25 protein-coding genes and 2 pseudogenes are annotated in these 25,602 nt (G+C 62.4%); 2 read left to right on the top strand and 25 right to left on the bottom strand.

Annotated features, from left to right (window positions below; genetic code table 11):
- Positions 1–5 precede the first annotated feature (5 nt).
- The 9 genes from mltG to M5B99_RS14260 all read right to left on the bottom strand — a co-directional run bounded on the left by mltG (position 6) and on the right by M5B99_RS14260 (position 7,404).
- On the bottom strand, positions 6–1,238 hold the full coding sequence (gene mltG / locus M5B99_RS14300) for an endolytic transglycosylase MltG (protein WP_248804616.1): 1,233 nt from the start codon (positions 1,236–1,238) through the stop codon (positions 6–8).
- Position 1,239: 1 nt separating this feature from the next.
- Complete coding sequence (gene pabC / locus M5B99_RS14295; protein ID WP_248804645.1) at positions 1,240–2,055, bottom strand: aminodeoxychorismate lyase; 816 nt, start codon at positions 2,053–2,055, stop codon at positions 1,240–1,242.
- Positions 2,055–3,299 (bottom strand): beta-ketoacyl-ACP synthase II, encoded by a 1,245-nt coding sequence (gene fabF, locus M5B99_RS14290; RefSeq protein ID WP_248804615.1) that lies wholly within the window; start codon positions 3,297–3,299, stop codon positions 2,055–2,057. The genes pabC and fabF overlap by 1 nt, the downstream gene beginning before the upstream one ends.
- Positions 3,300–3,410: 111 nt before the next feature.
- Positions 3,411–3,647: an acyl carrier protein gene (acpP, locus tag M5B99_RS14285; RefSeq protein ID WP_248797004.1), complete on the bottom strand. Its 237-nt coding sequence runs from the start codon at positions 3,645–3,647 to the stop codon at positions 3,411–3,413.
- A gap of 196 nt (positions 3,648–3,843) precedes the next feature.
- On the bottom strand, positions 3,844–4,584 hold the full coding sequence (fabG, locus tag M5B99_RS14280) for a 3-oxoacyl-ACP reductase FabG (RefSeq protein ID WP_121133400.1): 741 nt from the start codon (positions 4,582–4,584) through the stop codon (positions 3,844–3,846).
- A gap of 16 nt (positions 4,585–4,600) precedes the next feature.
- Positions 4,601–5,539 (bottom strand): ACP S-malonyltransferase, encoded by a 939-nt coding sequence (fabD, locus tag M5B99_RS14275; protein ID WP_248804614.1) that lies wholly within the window; start codon positions 5,537–5,539, stop codon positions 4,601–4,603.
- A gap of 127 nt (positions 5,540–5,666) precedes the next feature.
- Complete coding sequence (gene plsX, locus M5B99_RS14270; RefSeq protein WP_263860513.1) at positions 5,667–6,677, bottom strand: phosphate acyltransferase PlsX; 1,011 nt, start codon at positions 6,675–6,677, stop codon at positions 5,667–5,669.
- 3 nt (positions 6,678–6,680) lie between these two features.
- On the bottom strand, positions 6,681–6,863 hold the full coding sequence (rpmF, locus tag M5B99_RS14265) for a 50S ribosomal protein L32 (protein WP_003179396.1): 183 nt from the start codon (positions 6,861–6,863) through the stop codon (positions 6,681–6,683).
- Between the two features lie 13 nt (positions 6,864–6,876).
- Positions 6,877–7,404, bottom strand: a complete 528-nt coding sequence (locus M5B99_RS14260; protein ID WP_100940760.1) for a YceD family protein — start codon at positions 7,402–7,404, stop codon at positions 6,877–6,879.
- A gap of 106 nt (positions 7,405–7,510) precedes the next feature.
- On the opposite strand from M5B99_RS14260, the gene M5B99_RS14255 reads away from it, so the two are divergent.
- A complete protein-coding gene (locus M5B99_RS14255) occupies positions 7,511–8,089 on the top strand; it encodes a Maf family protein (RefSeq protein WP_248804613.1) in 579 nt (192 codons plus the stop codon).
- Positions 8,090–8,214: 125 nt separating this feature from the next.
- Here M5B99_RS14255 and M5B99_RS14250 read toward each other — a convergent pair whose 3' ends face one another.
- The 3 genes from M5B99_RS14250 to rluC are packed head-to-tail and all read right to left on the bottom strand — an operon-like array spanning position 8,215 to position 10,839.
- A complete protein-coding gene (locus M5B99_RS14250; protein WP_248804612.1) occupies positions 8,215–9,210 on the bottom strand; it encodes a S49 family peptidase in 996 nt (331 codons plus the stop codon).
- 20 nt (positions 9,211–9,230) lie between these two features.
- Complete coding sequence (locus tag M5B99_RS14245) at positions 9,231–9,893, bottom strand: HAD-IA family hydrolase (protein WP_248804611.1); 663 nt, start codon at positions 9,891–9,893, stop codon at positions 9,231–9,233.
- Entirely contained in the window at positions 9,883–10,839 is a 957-nt protein-coding gene (rluC, locus tag M5B99_RS14240) for a 23S rRNA pseudouridine(955/2504/2580) synthase RluC (protein WP_103496768.1), read from the bottom strand. The genes M5B99_RS14245 and rluC overlap by 11 nt, the downstream gene beginning before the upstream one ends.
- A gap of 712 nt (positions 10,840–11,551) precedes the next feature.
- Here rluC and rne point away from each other — a divergent pair.
- On the top strand, positions 11,552–14,845 hold the full coding sequence (rne, locus tag M5B99_RS14235) for a ribonuclease E (protein ID WP_248804610.1): 3,294 nt from the start codon (positions 11,552–11,554) through the stop codon (positions 14,843–14,845).
- Positions 14,846–14,949: 104 nt separating this feature from the next.
- Here rne and M5B99_RS14230 read toward each other — a convergent pair.
- The 13 genes and pseudogenes from M5B99_RS14230 to M5B99_RS14170 form a co-directional block, all read right to left on the bottom strand.
- Positions 14,950–15,561 (bottom strand): annotated as a pseudogene (locus M5B99_RS14230) (hypothetical protein).
- Positions 15,558–15,812: pseudogene (locus M5B99_RS14225) on the bottom strand (DUF2515 family protein); the annotation flags it as partial. The pseudogenes M5B99_RS14225 and M5B99_RS14230, both read right to left, overlap by 4 nt.
- Positions 15,813–16,282: 470 nt before the next feature.
- Complete coding sequence (locus M5B99_RS14220; RefSeq protein ID WP_248804609.1) at positions 16,283–16,879, bottom strand: NTP transferase domain-containing protein; 597 nt, start codon at positions 16,877–16,879, stop codon at positions 16,283–16,285.
- On the bottom strand, positions 16,872–17,858 hold the full coding sequence (locus tag M5B99_RS14215) for an XdhC family protein (RefSeq protein ID WP_248804608.1): 987 nt from the start codon (positions 17,856–17,858) through the stop codon (positions 16,872–16,874). The genes M5B99_RS14220 and M5B99_RS14215 overlap by 8 nt, the downstream gene beginning before the upstream one ends.
- The gene (locus M5B99_RS14210) at positions 17,858–20,176 is read right to left on the bottom strand and encodes a xanthine dehydrogenase family protein molybdopterin-binding subunit (RefSeq protein ID WP_248804607.1); all 2,319 of its coding nucleotides are present in this window, start codon (positions 20,174–20,176) and stop codon (positions 17,858–17,860) included. Before M5B99_RS14210 ends, M5B99_RS14215 begins: the two co-directional genes overlap by 1 nt.
- Positions 20,173–20,643 carry a (2Fe-2S)-binding protein gene (locus tag M5B99_RS14205; protein ID WP_177144212.1) on the bottom strand — a complete coding sequence of 157 codons (471 nt, stop codon included), beginning with the start codon at positions 20,641–20,643 and terminating at the stop codon, positions 20,173–20,175. The genes M5B99_RS14210 and M5B99_RS14205 overlap by 4 nt, the downstream gene beginning before the upstream one ends.
- 361 nt (positions 20,644–21,004) lie before the next feature.
- A complete protein-coding gene (gene murB, locus M5B99_RS14200) occupies positions 21,005–22,024 on the bottom strand; it encodes a UDP-N-acetylmuramate dehydrogenase (RefSeq protein WP_248804606.1) in 1,020 nt (339 codons plus the stop codon).
- Entirely contained in the window at positions 22,021–22,485 is a 465-nt protein-coding gene (locus M5B99_RS14195) for a low molecular weight protein-tyrosine-phosphatase (RefSeq protein ID WP_248804605.1), read from the bottom strand. Before M5B99_RS14195 ends, murB begins: the two co-directional genes overlap by 4 nt.
- The gene (gene kdsB, locus M5B99_RS14190) at positions 22,485–23,249 is read right to left on the bottom strand and encodes a 3-deoxy-manno-octulosonate cytidylyltransferase (protein ID WP_248804604.1); all 765 of its coding nucleotides are present in this window, start codon (positions 23,247–23,249) and stop codon (positions 22,485–22,487) included. Before kdsB ends, M5B99_RS14195 begins: the two co-directional genes overlap by 1 nt.
- Positions 23,246–23,431 (bottom strand): Trm112 family protein, encoded by a 186-nt coding sequence (locus M5B99_RS14185; RefSeq protein WP_007931663.1) that lies wholly within the window; start codon positions 23,429–23,431, stop codon positions 23,246–23,248. The genes kdsB and M5B99_RS14185 overlap by 4 nt, the downstream gene beginning before the upstream one ends.
- Before the next feature lie 25 nt (positions 23,432–23,456).
- Entirely contained in the window at positions 23,457–24,467 is a 1,011-nt protein-coding gene (gene lpxK / locus M5B99_RS14180; RefSeq protein WP_248804603.1) for a tetraacyldisaccharide 4'-kinase, read from the bottom strand.
- Complete coding sequence (locus M5B99_RS14175; RefSeq protein ID WP_248804602.1) at positions 24,467–24,895, bottom strand: ExbD/TolR family protein; 429 nt, start codon at positions 24,893–24,895, stop codon at positions 24,467–24,469. The genes lpxK and M5B99_RS14175 overlap by 1 nt, the downstream gene beginning before the upstream one ends.
- Entirely contained in the window at positions 24,892–25,527 is a 636-nt protein-coding gene (locus M5B99_RS14170) for a MotA/TolQ/ExbB proton channel family protein (protein ID WP_248804601.1), read from the bottom strand. Before M5B99_RS14170 ends, M5B99_RS14175 begins: the two co-directional genes overlap by 4 nt.
- Positions 25,528–25,602: the final 75 nt, after the last annotated feature.

The following is a 25,602-nucleotide window of genomic DNA, read 5'->3' as shown; positions in this document are numbered from 1 at the left end:
CAGGGTCATTGCGAGTCTTTCGCCTCGGCGTCGGTGGCCGCGGGCACAGGTTCGACAACCGGTGCCGCCGCGGGTTTCGGCGCCGGCTCGGACGCGTCGGGGGCCGGCGCTGTCGCCGGGGCGGCAGTCGGAGCCGTCGGCTCAGGCGCCGTTGCCGGAGCAGAAGCCGGCACCGTCGGCGCAGGCGCAGTTACCGGAGCAGAAGTCGGCGCGGGGCTGGAGCGGTAATCGGCGCGGCGCTTGAGCTGGAACTCGCGCACCGCGTTGTTATGGGAGTCCAGGTCGTCGGAGAAGACATGGCTGCCGTCGCCACGCGCGACGAAATACAAGCTGTTGCCCGGCACCGGGTTCAACGCGGCATGGAGCGCCTCGCGTCCGACCATGGCAATCGGCGTCGGCGGCAAGCCGGCGTTCATGTAGGTATTGTAGGGGTTGGCCTCACGCAAGTGGGCACGGGTGAGCTTGCCGGTGTAACGCTCGCCCAGGCCGTAGATCACCGTCGGGTCGGTCTGCAACAACATGCCCTGCTGCATCCGACGCACGAATACCCCGGCGATCTGGCCACGCTCCTGGGGCACGCCGGTTTCCTTTTCCACCAGCGAAGCCATGATCAGGGCCTGGTAAGGCTCGGTGTAAGGCGCATCAGGGGAACGTTTCTGCCACTCCTGGGCCAGGACACTATCAAGGCGGTCATAAGCCTTCTCCAGCAGCTCGGCATCGGTCATGCCACGCACGAAGCGGTAGGTGTCAGGAAAGAAGCGACCTTCGGCGAACACGTCCTTGTGTCCCAGCTTGGTCATGACCTCGCTGTCACTGAGACCGGCCAGGGTCTGCTGAAGCTTTTCGTTCTTGGCCAGAGCCGCACGTACCTGGCGGAAATTCCAGCCTTCGACCAGGGTCAGGCTGTACTGCACCACTTCGCCGCGCTGCCACAGGGACAGCAGCGAACGCACATCCATGCCCGGCGTGAGTCGGTACTCGCCACTGTGCAACGGCACGCCGGCCAGGTTGAAGCGCCAGTAGAGGCGCAACCAGAAGGCGTCCTTGAGCAAACCTTCGGACTCGAGGCGATTGAAGGTGCCGGTCGGTGTTGCCCCGGCCGGGACATCCAGTAGCTGTTCCTGCGTCAGGTTGAGGGGCTGCTCCAGCGCCGAATACAGCTTCCAGGCAGAACCGCCCAGCAGCAAACCGGTCAGCACCAGAACGGTTTGCAGCAGCAGCAAGAATTTACGTCTCAATTCAGACTTCCAATAGCGCGCGGGCAATGCCTTGCAGTTTACGGGTGAGCGGGCCAACCGACCAGCTCAGGTCGGCAAAAGCCCGAACAGGCCAGACACCGTAGACACTATTACAGAGAAAGACTTCATCAGCTTGCCGGAATTGCTCCAGGCTGATGTCGGAAATATCGACAGGGATCGCCAGCGCCTGCGCTTCTTCCAACAACTGCGCGCGCATCACCCCCGCCACCCCGCAACGGCTCAGATCAGCGGTAAAGAGCACACCCCGACTGACCAGAAACAGATTGCTGAACACACCCTCGATCACCCGACCCGAGGTGTCGAGCATCAGGCCTTCGGCATGTTCGGCATCCTGCCATTCGGCACGGGCCAGGACCTGCTCCAGGCGATTGAGATGTTTGAGCCCGGCCAGCAAGGGCTGTTCGGACAAACGCGTGGTACAGGGAAAAAGGCCAATACCCTGCTGCGCGTAGGCCTGTGGATAAGTCGGCGAGGGACTGCCTTGCAGGAGACGCCGCGGCAACGCCTGTGCCGATGTCGCGTAGCCGCGCTGGCTGTCGCCACGGGTGACGATCAGCTTGAGCACGCCCTCCCCGAGTGCGGCAGCGTAGGCAAGCAACTCGCGGCGAACCAACGGCTGATCCGCCGCGATACCCAGGCGTCGACAGCCTTCAGCCAGGCGTTGCAGGTGCCGCTCGAGCAGCAGCGGCCGACCGCCTTTGACGGCGCAGGTCTCGAACAGACCATCGCCGTAGGCCAGGCCGCGGTCCTTGAGGGACAACGCATCGCCCGGCCGGCCGTCGACCCAGCTCTCCATCATCCGGCGAACCGGCGGAACACCAGGGAGCCGTTGGTACCGCCAAAACCGAAGGAGTTGGACAGCACCACATCGATAGGCATGCGCCGGGCTTCGTGGGGCACGAAATCCAGGTCGCAGCCTTCATCGGGCTCGTCGAGGTTGATGGTCGGCGGTGCCACCTGGTCGGCAATCGACAGCACGCTGAAAATCGCCTCGATGGCACCGGCGGCGCCCAACAGGTGACCGGTCATCGACTTGGTCGAGCTGATCGCCAGCTTGTAGGCCTGCTCACCGAACACCCGCTTGATCGCCTCGGCTTCGGCCAGGTCGCCGGCCGGGGTCGAGGTGCCATGGGCATTGATGTACTGCACCTGATCCAGGTTCAGCTTCGCGTCGCGCATCGCGTTGGTGATGCAACGGGCCGCACCGGCACCGTCAGCGGGTGGCGAAGTCATATGGTAGGCGTCACCGCTCATACCGAAGCCAATCAGCTCGGCGTAGATGGTCGCGCCACGGGCCTTGGCATGCTCCAGCTCTTCGAGCACCAGGGCGCCGGCACCGTCGGACAAGACAAAACCGTCACGCCCCTTGTCCCACGGACGACTGGCACGGGCCGGCTCGTCATTGCGCGTGGACAGCGCGCGCGAGGCGCCGAAGCCGCCCATGCCGAGACCGCAGGCGGCCATTTCGGCACCGCCGGCAATCATCACATCGGCTTCATCATAGGCAATGTTGCGCGCCGCCATGCCGATGCTGTGGGTGCCCGTGGTGCAGGCCGTCGCAATGGCATAGTTCGGTCCCTGGGCCCCCAGATGGATGGACAGGAAACCGGAAATCATATTGATGATCGAACCGGGCACGAAGAACGGCGAAATCCGCCGTGGGCCCTGGTCGTGCAGCGTGCGGCAGGTTTCCTCGATATTGGTCAGACCGCCAATACCCGAACCCATGGCCACGCCGATGCGCTCACGGTTGGCATCGGTGACTTCGAGACCGGCATTACGCACCGCCTGGAAACCGGCTGCCAGGCCGTATTGAATGAACAGGTCGAGTTTGCGGGCTTCTTTGGCCGACAAATACTCTTCGACATTGAAACCTTTTACCGAGCCGCCAAAACGGGTGGTATAGGCAGAAAGGTCCGTGTGTTCGATCAGACCAATGCCACTACGGCCAGCCAGAATGCCTTGCCAGGTACTCGGAACATCGGTACCCAATGGCGACAACATCCCCATACCGGTGACTACGACGCGTCTACGCGACACAGCACTCTCCTTTATCCTGTTGACGACACTTTGCCTCACACCTAAAGAAAAAACCGCACGCCGTGGTGGCAGTGCGGTTTTTCCATGACAGCAGGCAACGATTACAAACTATTACGCCTGATGGGCCGTAACGTAATCGATAGCGGCTTGTACGGTAGTGATTTTTTCAGCTTCTTCGTCAGGGATTTCGGTCTCGAATTCCTCTTCCAGAGCCATCACAAGCTCAACGGTGTCAAGGGAGTCGGCACCCAGGTCTTCAACGAAGGAAGCTTTGTTGGTCACTTCCTCTTCCTTGACGCCCAGTTGCTCGGCAACGATTTTCTTGACGCGTTCTTCGATGGTGCTCATACCTTGTTTTCACTCCTAATGGAAAAATTCAGGCAGCTGGCCGGTGGGTAAGTGTATAGAAAGGCTTTTCAGCTTTTCAACCGAAAGCTTCAGCCTTTGTCCCCCTTTGCCCTCTGCCTCTCAATAAGTTGCAGCTTTATAACGGATTTTAGACAGCTGGTATGACATTTTTTTGAAGCAATCCGTCACATTTGAATTACATGTACATCCCGCCGTTCACCGGGATTGTAGCCCCAGTCACGTAAGCCGCACCGTCCGACGCCAGAAAAGCGACCACTTGCGCGATCTCTTGGGCCTGGCCCAGACGACCCAGCGGAATCTGCGTCAGCAAGGCTTCACGCTGCGCCTCGGGCAATTCGCGGGTCATATCGGTGTCGATGAACCCTGGAGCCACCGAGTTTACCGTAATCGAGCGCGAACCGACCTCACGCGCCAATGCACGGCTGAAACCTTCGAGGCCGGCCTTGGCTGCTGCATAGTTTACTTGGCCTGCGTTGCCCATGGCACCCACAACCGAACCAATATTGATGATTCGCCCCCAACGGGCCTTGGTCATCCCACGCAGAACACCCTTGGACAGGCGGAACAGACTGTTGAGATTGGTATCGACCACGTCGTACCACTCGTCATCTTTCATTCGCATCATCAGGTTATCGCGGGTGATACCGGCATTATTGACCAGGATCGCCGGCGCTCCGAACTGCTCGCTGATGCTCGCCAGGACCGCGGCAACCGACTCATCGCTGGTTACATTAAGTTCCAGGCCGGTGCCTTGGATGCCATGCTCCTTGAGGGTCGCGGCAATCCGCTCGGCGCCCGAGGCCGAGGTCGCGGTACCGATGACCACGGCACCAAGACGCCCCAGCTCGAGGGCGATGGCTTGGCCGATGCCACGGCTGGCGCCGGTGACCAGTGCAACTTTACCTTGCAGACTCATGCAGGCTTCTCCTGATTCAGGCCCGCGCCGCGCGCGTGGCGGCGAAGGCATCCGGGGTATTGAGGTTGGACGTGTTGACGCCGTCGGCGCAACGCTTGTTCAGGCCGGCCAGCACCTTGCCGGGGCCGCATTCGACCAGTTCAGTGGCACCGTTGGCCGCCAGGCACTGGACCGACTCGACCCAGCGCACCGGCTTGTAGAGTTGTTCCAGCAGGTCGCGCTTGAGGGTCGCAAGGTCCGGCGCCACCTGGGCACTGACGTTCTGCACCAGCGGGATCTGCGGTGCCTGCCAGTCGATGGCGGCAATGGATTCGGCAAAGCGCTCGGCGGCCGGGCGCATCAGTTCGCAATGCGACGGCACGCTGACCGGCAGCGGCAAGGCGCGTTTGGCACCCTTGGCCTTGCAGGCATCCATGGCGCGCTCGACGGCGGCCTTGGCCCCGGCGATCACCACCTGGCCTGGCGAGTTGAAGTTCACTGCGCTGACCACTTCGCCCTGGGCCGATTCGGCACAGGCGGCAATCACATCGGCATCGTCCAGCCCGAGGATCGCCGCCATGGCGCCCTGCCCGGCCGGAACCGCTTCTTGCATCAGTTGACCACGGCGTTCCACCAGCTTCACCGCATCACCCAGGCTCAGGCTGCCGGCGGCGACCAGCGCGCTGTACTCGCCCAGGCTGTGGCCGGCGACGTAGGCCGGACGCGCACCGCCTTCGGCCAGCCACAGGCGCCACAAGGCAATGGAGGCGGTGAGGATGGCCGGCTGGGTCTTGTCGGTCTGGTTCAGTTGCTCTTCCGGCCCTTGCTGGGTCAGCGCCCAGAGGTCATAGCCCAGGGCGGCGGAGGCTTCTTTGAAGGTCTCCAGGATCAGCGGGTATTGCGCGCCCAGCTCGGCGAGCATGCCGAGGGACTGCGAACCCTGTCCTGGAAAGACGAATGCGAGGGATGTAGACATGTAACAAGCCCCTAATGATCTTGTCGTCGAAGAATTGACGTCCCGCCGTGGCGGACGCAAGAAACTGTCAGTTTGGATGGCTGATTGAACTGAGCGGTCACATTTAAGCATTCCCACGGGAAAACGCCTAAAGCAATAGCGCCTCCAGGCGACCGTGCAGGCGCTCGGGAAGGTTTTCCTGGATCTCGATCAGGGCTCGCGCAATCGCGCTCTGGAAACCCTCGACCCCGGCGGAGCCATGACTCTTGATGACAATGCCCTGCAAGCCGAGAAAACTCGCGCCATTATGCCGCGCCGGGGCGAGGTCGGCCTGCAGGCGCTTGAGCAGCGGCAAGGCCAGGGCACCGACCAGCCGCGAGGCCAGGCTCTGCCTGAACAGCGCCTCGATCCGCGTGGCGATCATGGTCGCCAGGCCTTCGCTGGACTTGAGCAGGATATTGCCGACAAAACCGTCGCACACCACCACATCGGCCTCGCCGCGATACAGCCCGTCGCCTTCGATGAAGCCGATATAGTTCAACCCTCGCGCCTGCTGCAACAGGATCGCCGCCAGCTTGACCTGCTGATTACCCTTGATGTCCTCGGTGCCGACATTCAGCAGCGCGACACGCGGCCGCACCACGCCCAGGGCCTCGGCGGCCACCGCGCCCATCACAGCGAACTGGAACAGATGCTCGGCACTGCAATCGACATTCGCCCCCAGGTCCAGCAACTGGCAATAGCCGCGCTGGGTCGGGATGGCCGCAACCATCGCCGGACGATCGATCCCCGGCAGGGTCTTCAGCACATGCCGCGACAAGGCCATCAAGGCACCGGTATTGCCGGCGCTGACACAGGCCTGGACCTTGTCATCGCGCAGCAGTTGCAAGGCCACGCGCATCGACGAATCCGGCTTGCCCCGCAGGGCCTGGGACGGACGCTCGTCCATGGTGATGATTTCGCTGGCGGGAGTAATCGTCAGGCGCGCGCGATCCACAGCCGGATGACTGGGGACCAGGGGTTCAAGCTGGGAAGGTTGACCGACAAGGGTCAGGTGCAGCGAAGGCGTAGCAGACAGGCAGGCAATACTGGCCTGGACAATGCTGCGGGGACCGAAGTCCCCGCCCATTGCGTCGATCGCGATGATCTGAGCGGACAAGATTTACTCGTCAGCGCCCTTGTCGATCACTTTACGGCCACGGTATACGCCTTCTGGCGATACGTGGTGACGCAGGTGAACTTCACCGGTGGTCTTTTCCACGGACAGGGTGCTTGCCTCGAGGGCGTCGTGCGAACGACGCATGTCACGGGCGGAGCGGGATTTTTTGTTCTGCTGAACAGCCATAATTGATTAACTCCTAAACGTTTGGGTCACGCTTTAACTGCGCCAATACACTGAACGGGTTGGACCGCGTTACCTCGTCCTCGCTCGGTTCGGGCTCATCGAGCCCCGCCGGCTGCTGGCATTCTTCCGGATGATGAGCAGGCACAATGGGCAAGGCGAGCAGAAGCTCTTCCTCGATCAATGCCTGCAGATCCAAAGGATCTTCGCCCAGTTCCAGCACGTCATAACCTTTCGGCAACGACTGGGTATTCGCACCCTCCTTCACCACAGCATAACTGCATTCGCTGTGGATCGGCAGGGTGACCAGCTCAAGACAACGCTGGCAAACCATTTTGACCTCGGTGTCGATAAAGCTGTGAATCATCACGGCCTTACGTTCATCTCGTTCAAAAACGAATTTAGCCTGCACCGTACCGACAGTGTCGGAAAGCGAGTCGCAGAGTCTCTCCAAATCGGCCAGCAGCAGCTCACCTTGAAGGGTGGTGCCACGATCAGCCAATTTGCGCGGGTCAACGTGAGGTGGAATCGGGTCATTCAACATAGGCGCAGCATTCTAGGGATGCACCCTGCCACTGTCAAAGGAAATTAGGCCCTGTCCGTCAGCTGGCGAGCCGACTAGAATCGGCGGCCTTCTTCAGGAGAACCGCATGCTGCCCTTGTTACTTGCCTCAAGCTCGGCTTATCGCCGGGAATTGCTGACCCGCCTGCGCCTGCCTTTCACCTGCGCCTCGCCGGATATCGACGAAAGCCAGCACCCTGGCGAAGCGGCCATCGAACTGGTCAAACGCCTGGCCGAGGAAAAGGCCCGGGCCCTGGCCGCCCATCATCCGGCGCACCTGATCATCGGTTCGGACCAGGTCGCGGTACTCGACGGACGGATACTCGGCAAGCCCCACAGCTTCGAGAAGGCCCGCGAACAACTGCTGGCCGCCAGCGGCAGCCGCGTCAGCTTCCTCACCGGCCTGGCCCTGCTCAACAGCCGGACCGGCGCATGCCAGGTGGACTGCGTCCCCTTCAGCGTGCAGATGCGCAGCCTGGAGGTCGAGCGCATCGAACGCTACCTGCAGGCCGAACAACCCTATGACTGCGCCGGCAGCTTCAAGGCCGAGGGATTGGGCGTGAGCCTGTTCCAGAGCACGGAAGGGCCGGATGCCACCAGCCTGATCGGACTGCCTCTGATTCGCCTTGTGGACATGCTGCTGGCCGAGGGTGTGCAGATTCCGTAATCTTTTCATTGCAAGCCCCTCAGCCTGCCGACTGATCGCGAGCAAGCTTGCTGCTACATCCCCCTGCGCTCCACCAATAAAAAAACCGGTCATGGGCGACCGGTTTTTTTATTGCCGCACGAATATCAGCGCAAGGTCGGCCCCTGGAAGCCCATCCACATCGCCAACTGCTCCGCGACGCTGGCACCGAGCTTTTTCGAGAAGCGATCGAAAGGCGACTCCTGAACGGTAAAGTCCACCAGTTCCTTCTCGCCGATCACATCCCGCGCCACCGAACTGGCACTGCCCAGGCCATCGATCAACCCCAGCGGCAGCGCCTGCTCGCCGGACCAGACCAAGCCGGAAAACAGCTCCGGGTGGTCCTTATCTTTCAGGCGGTCACCACGACCCTTCTTCACACTGGCAATGAACTGGTTGTGAGTGGTGTCCAGCACACCCTGCCAGAACTTGGTCTCGTCAGCCTTCTCCGGCTGGAACGGATCAAGAAACGCCTTGTGCTCCCCTGAGGAGTAGGCACGCCGCTCAACACCCAACTTCTCCATGGCACCGACAAAACCGTAGCCGGCCGCCGTCACACCAATGGAACCGACCAGGCTGGACTTGTCGGCATAGATCTCATCCGCCGCACTGGCGATGTAGTAGGCCCCGGACGCACCGACATCGGAAATCACCGCATACACCTTGGTGTCCGGGTGCAGGCCACGCAGGCGACGAATCTCGTCAAACACATAACCCGACTGCACCGGACTGCCGCCCGGGCTGTTGATGCGCATGATGATCGCCTTGACCTTGGGATCCTCGAAGGCCGTGCGCAGACCGCCGACAATATTGTCGGCACTGGCCGACTCCTTGTCCGCGATCACCCCACGCACTTCGATCAGGGCCGTGTAGTGCGCCCCGCGACTGGCGCTCTTCTCCAGATTGATCAGCGGCGAGAACATCACCAGCGCGCCAAACAGATACACAAAGGTCAACAACTTGAAGAAGATCCCCCAGCGCCGCGAGCGCCGCTGCTCCTGCACACCGGCCAGCAGGGTCTTTTCCAGCAGCTTCCAGCTCCTGTCGTCACCTGGACCCGATTCGGCATTCGCCTTTGGCGGCGCGCTCCATTCATCAGACATGCGTACTCACCCCAACGAATTCAATTGACCCGGCCATCGAGCCAGGCATGCAACTGTGGAAAACTGTCAATCGCCAAGCGCGGTTCGAACACCCGCAACTCATCCAGCGACAAGGCACCATAACCCACGGCCACTGAATCCATGCCAGCATTGCGCGCCATTTGCAAATCGAACGCCGAATCCCCGACCATCAGGGCCTGGGAAGCCGGGACAGCGCAATGAGTGAGAATCTCCTCGAGCATCAGCGGATGCGGCTTGCTGGCGGTTTCATCGGCAGCGCGGGTGATATCGAAATAATCCAGCCAGCCATGGGCCTTCAACACTCGGTCCAGACCGCGACGATTCTTGCCGGTCGCGACCGCCAACTGGAAGCCGGCGGCGCGAAACGCTTCCATGGACTCCAGGACCCCTGGAAACAGCGGCGAAGGAACCGTTTCAAGGGCAATGTAGCTGTCGGCATAGTGCTGGCGAAAAACCACCAACTCTTCATCGCTGATCGACGGGTACAGGGTGCAGATCGCCTCCGGCAAACCGAGACCGATAATACCCTTGACCGCCGTTTCATCGCGCAGGACAAAACCCGAACGAGCGGCCGCCACCCCCATTGCCTCGACAATCCGACCAATGGAATCAGCCAAGGTGCCGTCCCAATCGAAAATCAGCAGCTTGTATTCAGACCGCACTCAGTCGCTCCACCGTCTTGGCCCACATTTCATCCACCGGCGCCTGCAACTTCAACTCGCCACCATCGGGCAGCGGCACGGTCAGCATATAGGCGTGGAGAAACAGACGCTTGCCGCCCAGGTCGCGAATTTCCTTGGTGAATCCATCGTCACCGTACTTGCTGTCACCGGCAATGCAGTGCCCGGCATGCAAGGTGTGCACACGAATCTGGTGGGTACGGCCGGTGACCGGCTTGGCCTCGACCATAGTGGCGAAATCACCGAAACGGCGCAGCACCTTGAACACCGTGAGCGCTTCCTTGCCTTCTTCGTTGACCTCGACCATGCGCTCGCCGGAGCGCAGGTTGCTCTTGAGCAAGGGGGCACGCACCTGCTTGATCGAAGCCGCCCAGTTACCGCGGACCAGGGCCATGTAGCGTTTATCGATACCGTCGCCGCGCAGCGCCTCGTGCAGATGGCGCAACATGCTGCGTTTCTTGGCAATCATCAGCAGGCCGGAAGTGTCGCGGTCCAGGCGATGGACCAGTTCCAGCTCCTTGGCATCCGGACGCAACTGGCGGAAGGCCTCGATCACGCCATAGTTCAGGCCGCTGCCGCCGTGCACGGCAATGCCGGCCGGCTTGTTGATCACGATCAGGGCCTTGTCTTCGAAAACGATCGAGGCCTCCAGGCGCTGCAACAGGCCCTGGGCCAGGGGCACCGGCTCGTCGCGCTCAGGGACGCGCACGGGCGGAACCCGCACGATATCGCCGGCCTGGAGTTTGTACTCGGGCTTGATGCGCCCCTTGTTCACCCGCACTTCGCCTTTGCGCAAAATGCGGTAAATCAAGGTCTTGGGCACACCCTTGAGCCGAGCGAGAAGGAAATTGTCAATGCGCTGGCCGGCATATTCCGGCGAGACCTCAAGCAGTTGTACGCCTGGAGTCGGGGGGGTAGTCGTCGTCATGTCGGCAATGATAACAATTTTTTATGGAATTGAAGCACTTAATCATTGCTGCTATAGTCGCGAACGCCGCCAAAAGCGGCTGGACAGAGGACCAACGGCCAACAGCCGGCCCTGCCCAACGCAATTCATCAGGATGCGAGGCCGTCCTACGGGGCTTTCGCCGTTCGAGGAAAGGTTCGCGATCGTAACGAGCGCAGGTGACATAAGGCCTGAAGCGCGCCGGAAAACTGAGTCAACACTCGTTTCCCGAGCCGGTATTAACGGCCAGTTCACAAAGTGCAGTCGGTCACGAGTCACACCTGGGCGAAGGCATCGGAAACAACGCCTAATTAGCCATGAGCGTGCTTTCCCCTTTTGGAAAACACGGTAAATGCCAACCCGCTGCGGATTCTGCGCGCGGCCGCACCCGAATTATCAGGGATACGTGTAGGGTGGAGATGCACAACCGTCGGACTGTGTAGCATTAGGCTTTATCAAGACGCTTCATATCGTCCACACCCGCGGTTGATTCCTCCTCCTGACAGAGCTTTTGCTTGTGAGGTGTCTTTTGTCACCCCAAGAAGCAGGACGCGTGAGTCGCGACTTCGCCCCCTCTGGACGAACCTCGCCCGACACAGGAATGGCCAACCACTCCTGACGCACCTGACACCGACCGTGAGAAGTCGTGTGTGCCGAACGCCGTTTCCGGCAGCCCGGAAACCGACGGTACTACATGAAAAGAATGCTGATTAACGCAACTCAACCCGAAGAGTTGCGTGTTGCCCTGGTAGACGGCCAGCGCCTCTACGACCTGGACATCGAGTCCGGTGCACGCGAGCAGAAGAAGGCCAACATCTATAAAGGCCGGATTACTCGCATCGAGCCGAGCCTCGAGGCTGCCTTTGTCGATTTCGGCTCTGAGCGCCACGGCTTCCTGCCGCTGAAAGAAATCTCCCGCGAATACTTCAAGAAAGCCCCCGAAGGCCGCGTCAACATCAAGGACGTCCTGAGCGAAGGCCAGGAAGTCATCGTCCAGGTCGAAAAAGAAGAACGTGGCAACAAGGGCGCCGCCCTGACCACCTTCATCAGCCTGGCCGGTCGTTACCTGGTACTGATGCCGAACAACCCGCGTGCCGGCGGTATCTCCCGGCGCATCGAAGGCGAAGAGCGCAACGAACTGCGTGAAGCGCTGAACGGCCTGGTGGCTCCGGCCGACATGGGCCTGATCGTGCGCACTGCCGGCCTTGGCCGCAGCAGCGAAGAAATGCAGTGGGACCTCGACTACCTGCTGCAACTCTGGACCGCCATCAAAGAAGCCTCACTGGATCGCTCCGCGCCTTTCCTGATCTACCAGGAAAGCAACGTGATCATCCGCGCCATCCGCGACTACCTGCGCCAGGATATCGGCGAAGTGCTGATCGACAGCGTTGAAGCCCAGGACGAAGCCCTGACCTTCATCCGCCAGGTAATGCCGCAGTACGCCAGCAAGATCAAGCTGTACGAAGACAGCGTGCCGCTGTTCAACCGTTTCCAGATCGAAAGCCAGATCGAAACCGCCTTCCAGCGTGTCGTCGAACTGCCTTCCGGCGGTTCCATCGTTATCGATCCGACCGAGGCCCTGGTGTCCATCGACATCAACTCGGCGCGCGCCACCAAAGGCAGCGACATCGAAGAAACCGCGTTGCAGACCAACCTGGAAGCCGCCGAGGAAATCGCCCGTCAGTTGCGCCTGCGCGACATCGGCGGCCTGATCGTCATCGACTTCATCGACATGACCCCGGCCAAGAACCAGCGCGCCGTGGAAGAAAAGGTCCGCGAGTGCCTGGAAGCCGACCGTGCCCGCGTACAAGTCGGTCGCATCTCGCGCTTCGGCCTGCTGGAAATGTCCCGTCAGCGCCTGCGTCCGTCCCTGGGCGAAAGCAGCGGCATCGTCTGCCCGCGCTGCAACGGCACCGGCATCATCCGTGACGTCGAATCGCTGTCCCTGGCGATCCTGCGCCTGATCGAAGAAGAAGCCCTGAAGGACCGCACCGCCGAAGTCCGCGCCCAGGTGCCGATCCCGGTTGCCGCCTTCCTGCTCAACGAAAAACGCAACTCGATCACCAAGATCGAACTGCGCACCCGTGCGCGCATCGTGATCCTGCCGAACGATCACCTGGAGACGCCGCACTTCGAAGTGCAACGTCTGCGCGATGACAGCCCGGAAGCCCACACCAACCAGTCCAGCTACGAAATCGCCGCTGCCGCTGCCGAAGTGGAAGAAGTCCAGCCGGCCGCGGCCACCCGTACCCTGGTTCGCCAGGAGGCGGCGGTCAAGACCGCGCCGGTCCGCGCCAACGCGCCGGTTCCGGCCGAAGAAGTAGCGGCGCCGGTGGCCGCTCCTGCGCCGGTCGTGGCCGAGCCAAGCCTGTTCAAGGGTCTGGTGAAGTCGCTGGTCAGCCTGTTCGCCAGCAAGGAAGAGCCTGTTGCACCGGCCGTGGTTGAAAAACCGGCAGCCGAGCGTCCGGCCCGTAACGAAGAACGTCGCAACGGTCGCCAGCAGAGCCGCAACCGTAACGGTCGCCGCGATGAAGAGCGCAAGCCGCGTGAAGAGCGTGCGCCCCGTGAAGAACGTGCAGCGCGCGAGCCGCGTGAAGAACGCGCCCCACGGGAAGAGCGTGCACCGCGTGAAGTCCGCGAAGTGCGTGACGAAGCACCGGCCGTAGCCCGCGAGGAACGTGCGCCACGTGCGCCGCGTGAAGAGCGTGCCCCACGTGCCCCGCGTGAAGATCGCAAGCCACGTGGCGAACGTGAAGAACGCGTGCGTGAACTGCGTGAGCCGCTGGATGCCGCACCGGCCGTCGCTGCCGCCGCAACAGCTGCAACCGCAGCGGTAGTCGCGGAAGAACGTCCGGCCCGTGCGCCACGTGAAGAGCGTCAGCCGCGTGCACCGCGTGAAGAACGCCAACCGCGTACCGAGCAGCCTGCAGCTGCCGGTGAAGAGGAAGTGTTGCAGGGCGAAGAGCAACTGCAGGACGACAGCCAGGACAACGCCGAAGGTGGCGATCGTCCACGTCGCCGCTCCCGTGGTCAGCGTCGTCGCAGCAACCGTCGCGAGCGTCAGCGTGATGCCAACGGCAATGTGATCGAAGGCTCGGAAGAAGGCAGCGAAGAACATCACGAAGCCGCCACCGCTGCCGAACTGGCTGCCGGCCTGGCCGTGACCGCCGCCGTCGCCAGCAGCGTGATCAGTGCTCCAGCCGAAGCCCAGGCGCATCAGCAGGCCGAACTGGCCACTGCCGCGACCCAGGAAGCACCCGCGGTTGAAGCTCCGGTCGTTGAAGCCACTACCCCGGTAGAAGCCCCGGCGGTACCGGAAGTGGAAGTTGCTCCGGTTCAGGCGGTTGAGCCTGCGGTTGAAGCCCCTGCCGAACCGGCCGTGGTCGCGGAGCTGCCAGTATTCGTGGCGCCTGAACCGGCCATCGAAACCGCAGTGGTCGCGGCGACAGTCGTTGAAGAAGCTGTGGCCCAGGCCCCTGTCGTCGAAGCTCCGGTTGCTGAACAAGCGCCAGAGCCGGCTCAGGAAGTCCAGGCCGCATTCCAATGGTCCGAGCCAGCGGTCGCACCGCAAGCGCCTGTGACTGAAGCTCCGGTGGCTGAAGAGCCGGCCGTGGTTGCCCAGCCAGAGCCTGCTCCGGTGGTTGCCACTGTGGCTGAAGTCGCTGCGCCGGCTGTCGAGGCGGCTCCGGCCAGCGCCCTGACCAGCAACGGTCGCGCACCGAACGATCCGCGTGAAGTGCGTCGTCGCAAGCGTGAAGAAGAGCGTCTGGCCCAGGAAGCTGCCGAACGTGCCGCTGCTGCCCCCGCAGTAGAAGCCGTGGTTGCTGCCGAACCGGCGCCTGTGCCTGAGGCTCCAGCGCAATTCGTACCGGCTGAAAGCGAAGCGGCTGCACCGACCGTCGACGAAAACCTGCAGTCTGTCGAAGAAGTGGTTGAACACAACCACAAAGCCCCGGAAGCAGCCCACGAGCCTAAACCCCTCGCCTGACTCTGACGGCTGTTGAAAAGCCCCGCCTGCAGTGATGCAGGCGGGGCTTTTTTTGTCCGAATCCTACGGAAGGCTATCGTTCAGTCAGCGACAGGCGAACAAGGTCATCGCTCCCCCCGTGACTTGCTAAGCTCCAGTGTGATGAGGTAGCGCTCCTCCGTGGGACGTTTCTTATCCTTGAATCGATGAACCACCAACATCGCTTTGTATCGGTTGCCTGCTTGCCAGTAAGCAACACCGCCCTTTTTCACATCGCGTAATTGGGCACGCCATTGCGGTGTATCGGCGAACGGTGGATCTTGCGCAACCCGGATGGGTGTCCAGCCCGCGTTGCGCCATTACTCCTGCAAATCCAGCACGATCTTGAGGGTGTCGTCGAGCAATAGAGGTTCGATTTGCGGGGACATGCGAACCCCCTCGACCACCTCGTTATTGTACATAACCGTGAAGAAGAGGGCCTGGGGGGTTACAAACCCATATTGAGGGTCCGCAAGACGCAGGCGGGCATCCGACTTGGGAATACTGAACCAAGAATGTCCCGGAATGGCTGGATCAATGCTCGCGCTGGAGCGTTGGCGCATGGCTTCGTAAGGCTCGCCAATCACCAACGCGATTTCCTTTTCCGTTAGCTCTTCAATCGCCGCCAACGCCAGGAGGGCGACGATCAACAAGACTAATCCGACGCGTTGCCGACCAATCCGGGTGAGCCTGCTCATCGCACACCATGGCCGGCGGCAATCTCCTGGATTGCCTGTTCGATTTTGTAGCGATGGCTGTTATGCAGCAGTTCGTCAAACTGTGCCGCGGCCCTGAGCACGAAGACCATCCGCTGGTTGATATCGGACAGGTCGGCAAGGGGGTTGTTACCAAGACTAACGGTGCGACCGTCATCGACAGCATGACACTGGCTGGTCAAGGTCAATTCGATGGCTTGAGCGACACCTGACGGGATGCCCGTGACGTAAGAAGGGATCAGCCTGGCTTTGCAGGGACAACCGCTGTGACTGTCCAGGGTGCCGGCCAGACAGCGTCCGTCTCTCCTCATGTGCGCAATTCCGCCAAGGATCACGTAGGTCTTACCGTCGACCCCGCAGGAAACCCGATCCCCCTCGAGCGCCTGATTCCGGGTAAGCATTCTCATGCGGGATTCGCCTTCCAGCACCGTGCCACCGCAGGTGGTCTTGTCCCATTGGCAAATAAAATATCCGGTTGCCATTGCGTGAACACCCTCTTGCCGGCGCCACATGCCGGGGGCGCACACTGTTAACCGTGGGTTGCACCGACTCAGGAATGAGCTGCATCAACGCAACCTACAGGGGCACAGAGGTAATTCAAGGCAGCAGAGACGGAACGAGAAATGTCCCACGCAAGCTTAGGACGACAGGAAGAAATCAGGGCCAGTATCGCATGTCGCGTGTCGCTCGATACGTTGCCCCCTCAAGCCTTCGAAAATATCAGACCCTCAGGACTGTCCACATCCCAAAGCACGCCCTGATCGTCGACAGGCAACCCTCGCACTCGGCCTCGCGCAAACAACGGCTTGGCTCCACGGTCGCCCGACAAGCCCATCAAGGCAGGTCCAAACGAGCGTCCGAAGCCGACCGGATGTCCAGGTTCGCCCTGAAAAACCGGCACGCAAATGGCATCGTCTTCAATACCGGCCAAGGCCAGCACAACCGTCTCCGGCAGGATAAACGGCATATCTCCCAGCAGCACCAGCCACCCCGCCTGATCGGCCGTCGCCGCCACGGCGGCGGCGAGGCTGTCGCCCATACCCGTCGACTCGATCAGCAGCACCCGACAGCCATACACCTGCGCCAGATGAATGACCTCCAAGCGATCCGCCGTTGTCACCAGCAACCGGGCTCCGAGCCCCTGCGGCAAACTCAGCAGCACATGCTCCAACACCGCCCGCTTCACACCATCACGGCCCACACAGCACGCCAGCAACTTGTCCTGATCGGCCCCCGCCGCCTGTCGAAAACGGCTGCCCTGCCCCGCCGCCAGGACAATGGCCGCAACCGACTCACTCATGGGTCGCCAACTCCGGCTTTTTCTGCCGCAACTCGACACCGTTCTTGATCGCCACGATTTCCGCCATCAAGGACAAGGCAATCTCCGCCGGCGTATGACTACCGATATGCAAACCAATCGGGCCATGCAACCGAGCAATGGCATTCGGGGTCAAGCCGAGCATTGCCAGATTGCCCCGGCGCTTCTGGCTGTTGACCCGCGAACCCAATGCACCAATGTAGAACGCCCTGGAATTCAATGCCGTGAGCAACGCCATGTCGTCCAGCCGCGGGTCGTGGGTCAGGGCGATGATGGCCGTGCGCTCGTCGGTCTGGATATTCAGCACGGCCTCATCGGGCATGCCCGGCACAAAACGCCCCTGTTGCTCTTCCCAGCCATGGACGAATTCCTTGCGTGGATCGCAGATCAGTACTTCGAAATCCAGCAGCCGGGCGATTTCCGCCACATAGCGCGACAATTGGCCGGCACCGATCAACAACAAGCGCCAACGAGGACCGTAGATCGCCCGCAAGCGCTCACCGTCAAAGCTCAGGGTGTCGGTTTTGCCCGCGTCGCTCAAGGTCACGTCGCCGGTGGCCAGGTTCAGCTCCCGGGCGACAATCTCATGGGCCTCGCAGCGCGCCAGTAATTGCGCCACCCAACCCGGATCGCCTACCCGCTCCTCGGTCAGGCGCAAGGTCCCGCCACAGGGCAGGCCAAAACGCGCCGCCTCGTCACGGCTCACGCCATAGGTCACCAGTTGCACCGGTGGCCCGTCTTCCGGCAGGCGCCCATCCTGCAAACGCTGGATCAGGTCGTCCTCGATGCAACCTCCGGACACCGAGCCGATCACCACGCCGTCCTCGCGCAGGGCCAGCATCGCCCCCGGCGGCCGTGGCGCGCTGCCCCAGGTCTGGACCACGCTGTACAGCACCACCCGCTGCCCCGCGCGGCGCCATTGCAGGACACTGCGCAAGACATTCAGATCGACGCTGTCCATCAGGCTTTCACCTGGTTCCAGCCTTGCAGCTGGTAGCGCACCGGCAGGTTGCGAATACGCTTGCCGGTGGCGGCAAAGATCGCGTTGCACAGCGCCGGCGCAATCGGCGGCACACCCGGCTCACCGACACCGCCCAACGGCACCTCGCCCGGCGGTGTGACCAGATGCACTGCCACCACCTTCGGCGCCAGGGACATGCGAGCCACTTCGTACATATGGAAGTTGTCCTGCTGGACCTTGCCCTTCTTGAAGCTGATCTCACCCAGCACGGCGTTGCCCAGGCCCATGACGCAGGCCCCTTCGAACTGCGAGCGGATCCGCTCCGGGTTGATCTGCGGGCCACAGTCCACGGCGATATCGGCCTTGTGCACGATCAGGCTGCCATCGTCCTTGACCTCGACCTCGATCACCGCCGCCACGTAGGTGACAAAGCTGTAATGCACCGCCAGACCCAGGCCGCGCCCTGGGGGCAGCTGGCGTCCCCAACCGGCGGCCTGGGTCGCGGTTTCCAGGACCGCGCGCATACGCCCGGTATCGATGGGATAACGCTCGGGGGACTCACCGTAGTTCCACTGATCGCTCAGGGTACGCGGGTCGATCTGGCGATCCGGCGCCAACAACTTGAGCTGATAGGCCAAGGGGTCCTGGCCGGCCTTGTGGGCCAGTTCGTCAACGAAACTCTGGATGGCGAAACCATGGGGGATATTCGATACCGAGCGGTACCAGCCCACCCGCGTATGCACCTTCGCTTCGGGGTTTTCCAGGCGCACGTTGGGAATGTTGTAGGCCATGTTGGTGAAGCCCATGCCCAGTTCAAAGGCGCCCTCGTTGTTCATATTCGGCGCGAACAGTGCGCTGATACTCGGCGCCACGGTGCGGTGCAGCCAACCGGACGGCGTGCCGTCCTTGTTCAGGCTGGCCCGCAGGTATTCCGCCGACACGGTGTGGAAATAGGAATAGTGGATATCGTCCTCGCGGGTCCACTGCACGCGCACGGCCTTGCCCGGCATTTCCTTGGCAAGAATGGCCGCCTCGATGATGTAGTCCGGCTTGGACTTGCGCCCGAAACCGCCGCCGAGCAGGGTCACGTTGACGGTGACCTGGTCGAAGCCGATCCCCAGGCGCTCGGCGATCCGCTCGCGGGTCACCTGGGGCGCCTGGGTCGGCGCCCAGGCTTCGCAGTGGCCGTTGTTGAAACGGGCGATGGCAACCATCGGTTCCATCGGCGACTGGGCCAGGTGCGGCAGGTAATAACCGGCTTCGAACTGGCTGTCAGCGCGCTTCAGGGCCTCCTCGACATTACCGGTATCGCGTACCACCTTGCCGGGCTGGCGCGCCGACGCTTCCAGCTCCTGGCGATAGGCAACGGAGTCATAACTGGCGTTGACCCCGTCATCCCAGACGATCGTCAGCGCCTCGCGGCCCTTGATCGCCGCCCAGGTGTTGCTGGCGATTACCGCCACCCCGCCCAGCGGCTGGAATTCGGAAGGCAACGGGCGACTTTCGATTTCCACGACCTTGAGCACTCCCGGGACTTTCAGCGTCGCGGCGGCATCGAAGGACTTGACCTTGCCCCCATACACCGGCGGCCGGGCCACGGTGGCGTAGAGAGTGCCGTCGAAATGCACGTCGGCACCATACAAGGCCCGGCCATTGACGATATCCGCCCCGTCGATGGCCCGGTTCGACTCCTTGCCGATATAGCGGAATTCCGACGCTGGCTTGAGCTTCAGGCTGTCGCGGGCCGGAACGGCCAACGCGGCGGCAGCCACCGCCAGGGCTCCATACCCGAGCTCACGGCCGCTCGGGCTGTGGATAACCTTGTGCAACTGCGCCCGGCATTCCGCCAGCGGCACTTTCCATTGCGCGGCCGCCGCCTGTTCGAGCATGCTCCGCGCCGCCGCGCCGCAACGCCGCATCGGCTCGTACCAATGGCGCATGCTGCGTGAACCGTCGGTATCCTGGTTGCCGAAACGCACTTCGTCGCCCGGTGCCTGCCTGACCTTGACCCGCGCCCAATCGGCCTCGAGCTCATCGGCCACCACCATGCTCAGGCTGGTGCGCACGCCCTGGCCCATTTCGGAACGGTTGCAGATCACCGTCACGCTACCGTCGGCCTCGATACTCACATAGACCTTGGGATCATCGACCCAGCCATTGGGCATATGGTCGGCGCCATATTTCTGCTCGCCTTCGGCAAAGGCCTCGGGCAAGCCCCAGCTCGCCGCCAGCACCAGCGCGCCGGTGGCGCCGACGCCCTTGAGAAAGCCGCGCCGGCTGAGATTGCTCAGGACGAAATCGTTCAGCGACGTATTCATGCCTTGGCCTCCTGCAGATGGGCGGCGGCCTGGTGAATGGCCGTCTTGATGCGGTTATAGGTCCCGCACCGACAGATATTCCCGAGCATGGCCTCTTCGATCTGGGCATCGCTGGGCTTGGGGTTGACCTTGAGCAAGGCCGTGGCCGACATGATCTGCCCACCCTGGCAGAAGCCGCACTGGGCGACGCCACCGTCCAGCCAGGCTTGCTGCACCGCCTGGCCGACCGGATCGCTGTGCAGGTTGTCGATGGTACTGACGCTCTGCCCCGCCACGGAGCCGACGGGAGTGATGCAGGAGCGCACCGGCAGGCCGTCGATGTGCACGGTACAAGCACCGCACAGGCCCATGCCGCAGCCGAATTTGGTCCCGGTATAACCCGCCACGTCGCGGATCGCCCAGAGCAGCGGCATGTCCTCGGTGACGTCCAGTGGATGGTCTTGACCGTTGAGTTTCAGGGTAATCATGGGCACGCCCGCATAGTTCATGGTTATGGGGTCGAGCCATCCGCCGTTGAGTGCCACGGTTCGACACAGGGCGGATCGACTCAGGCTAAGGGGCTCTCTCATGAAGCGAACGCTTCATCGGGCCTTTCATGGGATCTGTTTTTACGCCGTTGGTCGGCGAAGGGAAAGCCGTATTCGGGAAAAAGCCTGGTGTACGCTGGATCGCTCTGAATCGGGCCTGTCCGTGATAACGGCGGTGAATGCCGCAGCACCATCGCCAGCAAGCCAGCGCCTACGGGGTTTCGCGTACGACGACAGATTGCGACGAAACACCGAGCGATAGCGATAGTGATCTGACACCACTATCGCTAAGAGCATAGCCTCAGTAGAGGTTCGGCTCCATTTCCAGCTCAACGGAAAAGCGTTGCAAAATGTCAGCCTGGATCCGCCGCGCCAGCGCCAGCAGTTGCAGGCCGCTCGCCGCGCCATAGTTGACCAGCACCAGCGACTGCAAGCGATGCACCCCGGCGTCTGCGTCGCGAAAGCCCTTCCAGCCCGCCGCCTCGATCAGCCAACCCGCCGCCAGTTTCACCTGGCCGTCGGCCTGTGGATAACTCACCAGGCCAGGATGCAGCAACTTCAGCTCGGCCGCCAACGCCGCCGAAACCAGCGGGTTCTTGAAAAAACTGCCGGCATTGCCCAACACTGCCGGGTCCGGGAGCTTTTCGCTGCGAATGCTGCAAATGGCGCGGCTCACGTCCATAGCGGTCGGCTGATTGACACCTTGCTCGGTCAGGCGCGTGGCCACCGGGCCGTAACCCAGGTGCAGGTGCTCGGCACGACTCAAGGCAAAGCGGACACGCAGGATCAACCAGCGCCCGGCGGCGTGTTTGAACAGGCTGTCGCGATAACCGAACTGGCACTCTTGCAAGGAGAACTCGCGCAACTCACCGGTCTCGCGATCCAGCGCGGTCAGGCCGGCGAACACATCCTTGATCTCGACCCCGTAGGCACCGATGTTCTGCATCGGTGCGGCACCGACGGTGCCGGGAATCAGACTGAGGTTTTCCAGGCCGTTCCAGCCCTGGGCCAGGGTCGACAGCACAAAGGGATGCCAGGGCTCGCCGGCCTCGGCTTCGATCACCACATTGACGCCGTCATCGCTCAACAGCCGAATCCCGCGACTACCCATGCGCAATACCAGCGCCGGGATATCCGCCGTCAACAGCAGGTTGCTGCCACCGCCGATCACCAGCAACGGCAGTTGATGCTGCGCGGCATAGGCCAGGGCCTCACGGACATCGATATCGCTATGGGCCTCGGCGAACCACTGCGCACGAACATCGACACCAAAGCTGTTATAGGGTTTGAGGGAAACCCCGGCTTGCACTTGCAGGGTCATAGACGCCCCTTGAGTTCGATCACCAGCCGATCGCAGGCCTGTTCGATCAGGTCCAGCACCTGTTCGAAACCATGTTCTTCGTCGTAGTACGGGTCCGGCACTTCCTCCACCGCCCCGTCATAACGGCGCAGGAACAGATCCAGTTCGGCCTTGCCCTGGGCCGGCTGCAGCAACTTGAGGTTGCGCAGGTTGCTCTGGTCCATGGCCAGGATCAGGTCGTAGCGATTGAAATCCGCCGCGCCGACCTGCCGGGCACGCTGGGCCGACAGATCGTAGCCGCGTATCCGCGCCGCCCGCTGGCTGCGGCTGTCCGGCGACTTGCCGACATGCCAGGCACCGGTACCGGCGGAGGCCACTTCGATCTGTTCGGCCAAGCCGGCCTCACGCAATTTGTGCCGCAACACACCTTCGGCCGTGGGCGAACGACAGATATTGCCCAGGCAGACAAACAGAACCCGCATCAGGCCTCCAGCAACCGACGAACGCGATCAAGGTCTTGCGCCGTATCGACACCGGTCGGTGGCGCTTCCAGGGCATCGGCGACGTGAATCCGCACACCGTGCCACAGCGCCCGCAGTTGCTCCAGGCGCTCGGTGGTTTCCAGCCAGCACGGGCCCCAGCTGACGAAGTCATGCAGGAAGCCGGCACGATAGGCGTAGATGCCGATATGCCGCCGGAACGGCACGCCTGGCGGCAGTTGCTCGCGACTGATGGCAAAGTCATCCCGTGCCCAGGGCAAGGTCGCGCGACTGAAGGTCAGCGCCAGGCCATTGATGTCGCTGACCACCTTGACCACGTTCGGGTTGAACAGGCTTTCCAGGTCGTGGATCGGCTCGGCCAGGGTGGCCATGCGCGCTTCGCCATGGGCCGCGAGGTTGGCCGCGACCTGATCGATCACCACCGGCGGAATCAACGGCTCGTCGCCCTGGACGTTGACGACGATGTCATCCGCCGCCAAGCCCAGCAAAGTGGCCACCTCGGCCAGGCGATCGGTACCGGACTCGTGATCTTCGCGGGTCAGCAGCACTTCGGCGCCAAAGGCCCGGCAGGCCTCGACGATACGCACATCATCGGTGGCCACCACCACCCGCTGGGCGCTGCTTTTGCGCGCCTGTTCCCAGGTGTGCTGGATCATCGGCTTGCCGGCGATCAGTTGCAGCGGCTTGGCCGGCAGGCGGGTGGAGGAAAAGCGCGCCGGAATGACGACGACGAACGGGGTGGTCATTTGTCCAGACGCTCGTCGGTGCTCAGGGTACGGGCTTCGCTTTCCAGCATCACCGGGATACCGTCGCGGATCGGATAGGCCAGGCCCGCGCCCTTGCTGATCAGCTCGGTCTTGTCGGCGCTGAGCTTGAGGGGACCTTTGCAGATCGGGCAGGCGAGGATGTCGAGCAGTTTGGTGTCCATGAGGGTTCCCTGGATAAAAACGGGTTTAGGGCAAGAGACGGTCGGGCAACAGGCGCAGCAGCTGGGTGTCGAACCAGGCCGTGAAGGCCTCGGACGGCAACGCATCCACTGCCAGGTACCACCAGTCGGGCGCCGCGAAGGCCCGGCATTTCACCGCATCCTTTTCGGTCATCACCAGCGGCAGCGTCGGTTCGAAGCTCAAGGCGCCGGCGCTGTACTCGGCATGGTCGGCAAAAGCATGGGGCACAGGCTGCCAGTGTAGCGTTTCGAGGGTATTGAAGAAACGTTGCGGGTTACCGATACCGGCGACCGCGTGCACGGCCTGTCCGGGTGGAAAATAATCGACCGGCTTGCGCTCGCCGGTCAGCAGGTTGACCAGCGCCGTCGGTTGCAGGCGAAAGGCGAAGCCGTTCGCACGGTCCTCACTGGCACCGTTGTAAAGCACGCCATCGACACTTTGCAGGCGTTCAATCGGTTCTCGCAGCGGCCCGGCGGGCAGGCAACGGCCGTTGCCCAGGCCCCGCACGGCATCGATCAGCACCAGTTCCAGATCGCGGGCCAGGCGGTAATGCTGCAGGCCATCATCGGAGAGGATCAGGTCGAGCTTCTCCGTCGCCAGCAAGGCCTGCACCGCTCGACTGCGGTCCGGGTCGATCATCAACGGCACGCCGTTGCGCTGGACGATCAGCAGCGGTTCGTCACCGACTACCGCCGCGGCCTGGTCGGCCCGCACGCGCCAGGGCAGCTGCGGCGGCTTGGCGCCGTAGCCACGACTGACCACGCCGACCCGCAGGCCACGCCGCCGACAATGCTCGATCAGCCAGAGAATCATGGGGGTCTTGCCGGTGCCGCCGATGGTGATATTGCCCACCACGACCAACGGCACCGGCGGCTGGTAGATCGCGCCTTCGCCGGCGACGAAACGCGCGCGTTTGCCATTGACCACCCGGCGATACAGCCACTCCAGCGGACGCAGCAGGACCAACGCCGGATGACCGTCGTACCAGGCGGCGAGCAGACGCTCGGAGAAGCTCATCAGGGTGCCGGCGCCGCTTCGACGGTGGTCATGCGCAGATGGCTGAAGCCCAGTTTGCCGGCCGCATCCATTGCGGTGATCACCGCCTGGTGCTGGGTCTTGCCATCGGCGCTGATCGACAGTGGCAGGCTGGTATCGCCGCCGGACTCTTTCTGCACCGCCTCCATCAGGCTGGCCAGGTCATTGGTCGGCAGGCGCTGGTTGTTCACCGTGTAGACGCCATCGGCACTGATGGCGATGTCCAGTTGCTTGGGAATATGGTCCTCGGCCGGCGAGCCGCTGACCGCCTGCGGCAGGTCGACCCGCAACTCGGTCTGGCGGGTAAAGGTGGTGGTGGTGACGAAAAACAGCAGCAGGACGAACACCACGTCGATCAACGACGTCACGTTGATATCCACCGGTTCCAGGGGCTTGCGGCGGAATTTCACGCTTTGCCCTCTGGCATGTCGACGTCGCGATCGCCCTGCACCACCTCGACCAGCTTGATCGCTTCCTGCTCCATGCCCACCACCAGCTCATCGACCCGGCGCAACAGGAAACGATGGAAGAACACCGCCGGAATCCCGACCATCAGACCCGAAGCCGTGGTGACCAGCGCCTTGGAAATACCCCCGGCAAGCACGGCGGCGTTGGTGGTCATGCCGGTACTCATGAACGAACTGAAGATATCGATCATGCCCAGCACCGTGCCCAGCAGCCCGAGCAGGGGCGACATGGCGGCGATGGTGCCGAGGGCGCTGAGGTAGCGTTCCAGTTCATGGATGACCCGGGCGGCGGCTTCCTGAATACACTCTTTCATGATCTCGCGACCATGCTTGGAGTTCGCCAGGCCCGCGGCGAGGATCTCGCCCAGGGGGGAATCGGCACGCAGTTGCTTGAGTTTTTCCTTGTCCAGTTGCTTGTCCTTGATCCAGCGCCAGACCTGCCCGAGCAGATGCTCCGGGGTCACGCGGCTGGCCCGCAGCGTCCACAGGCGCTCGGCAACGATGCCCGTTGCAGCGATGGAACTCAAAATGATCGGCAGCATCATCCAGCCGCCGGACTTGACCAATTCCCACACAGTGACAGTCCCCTCGAAAAAGTGCGCCACTCTAACATAGGGGGTGCACGGGCCGAAGATCGTGATGTCGCAACC

It is taken from the genome of Pseudomonas sp. MWU13-2100 (assembly GCF_023242365.1).
Classification (GTDB): domain Bacteria; phylum Pseudomonadota; class Gammaproteobacteria; order Pseudomonadales; family Pseudomonadaceae; genus Aquipseudomonas.
This window is presented reverse-complemented; position numbering and strand designations above follow the sequence as displayed.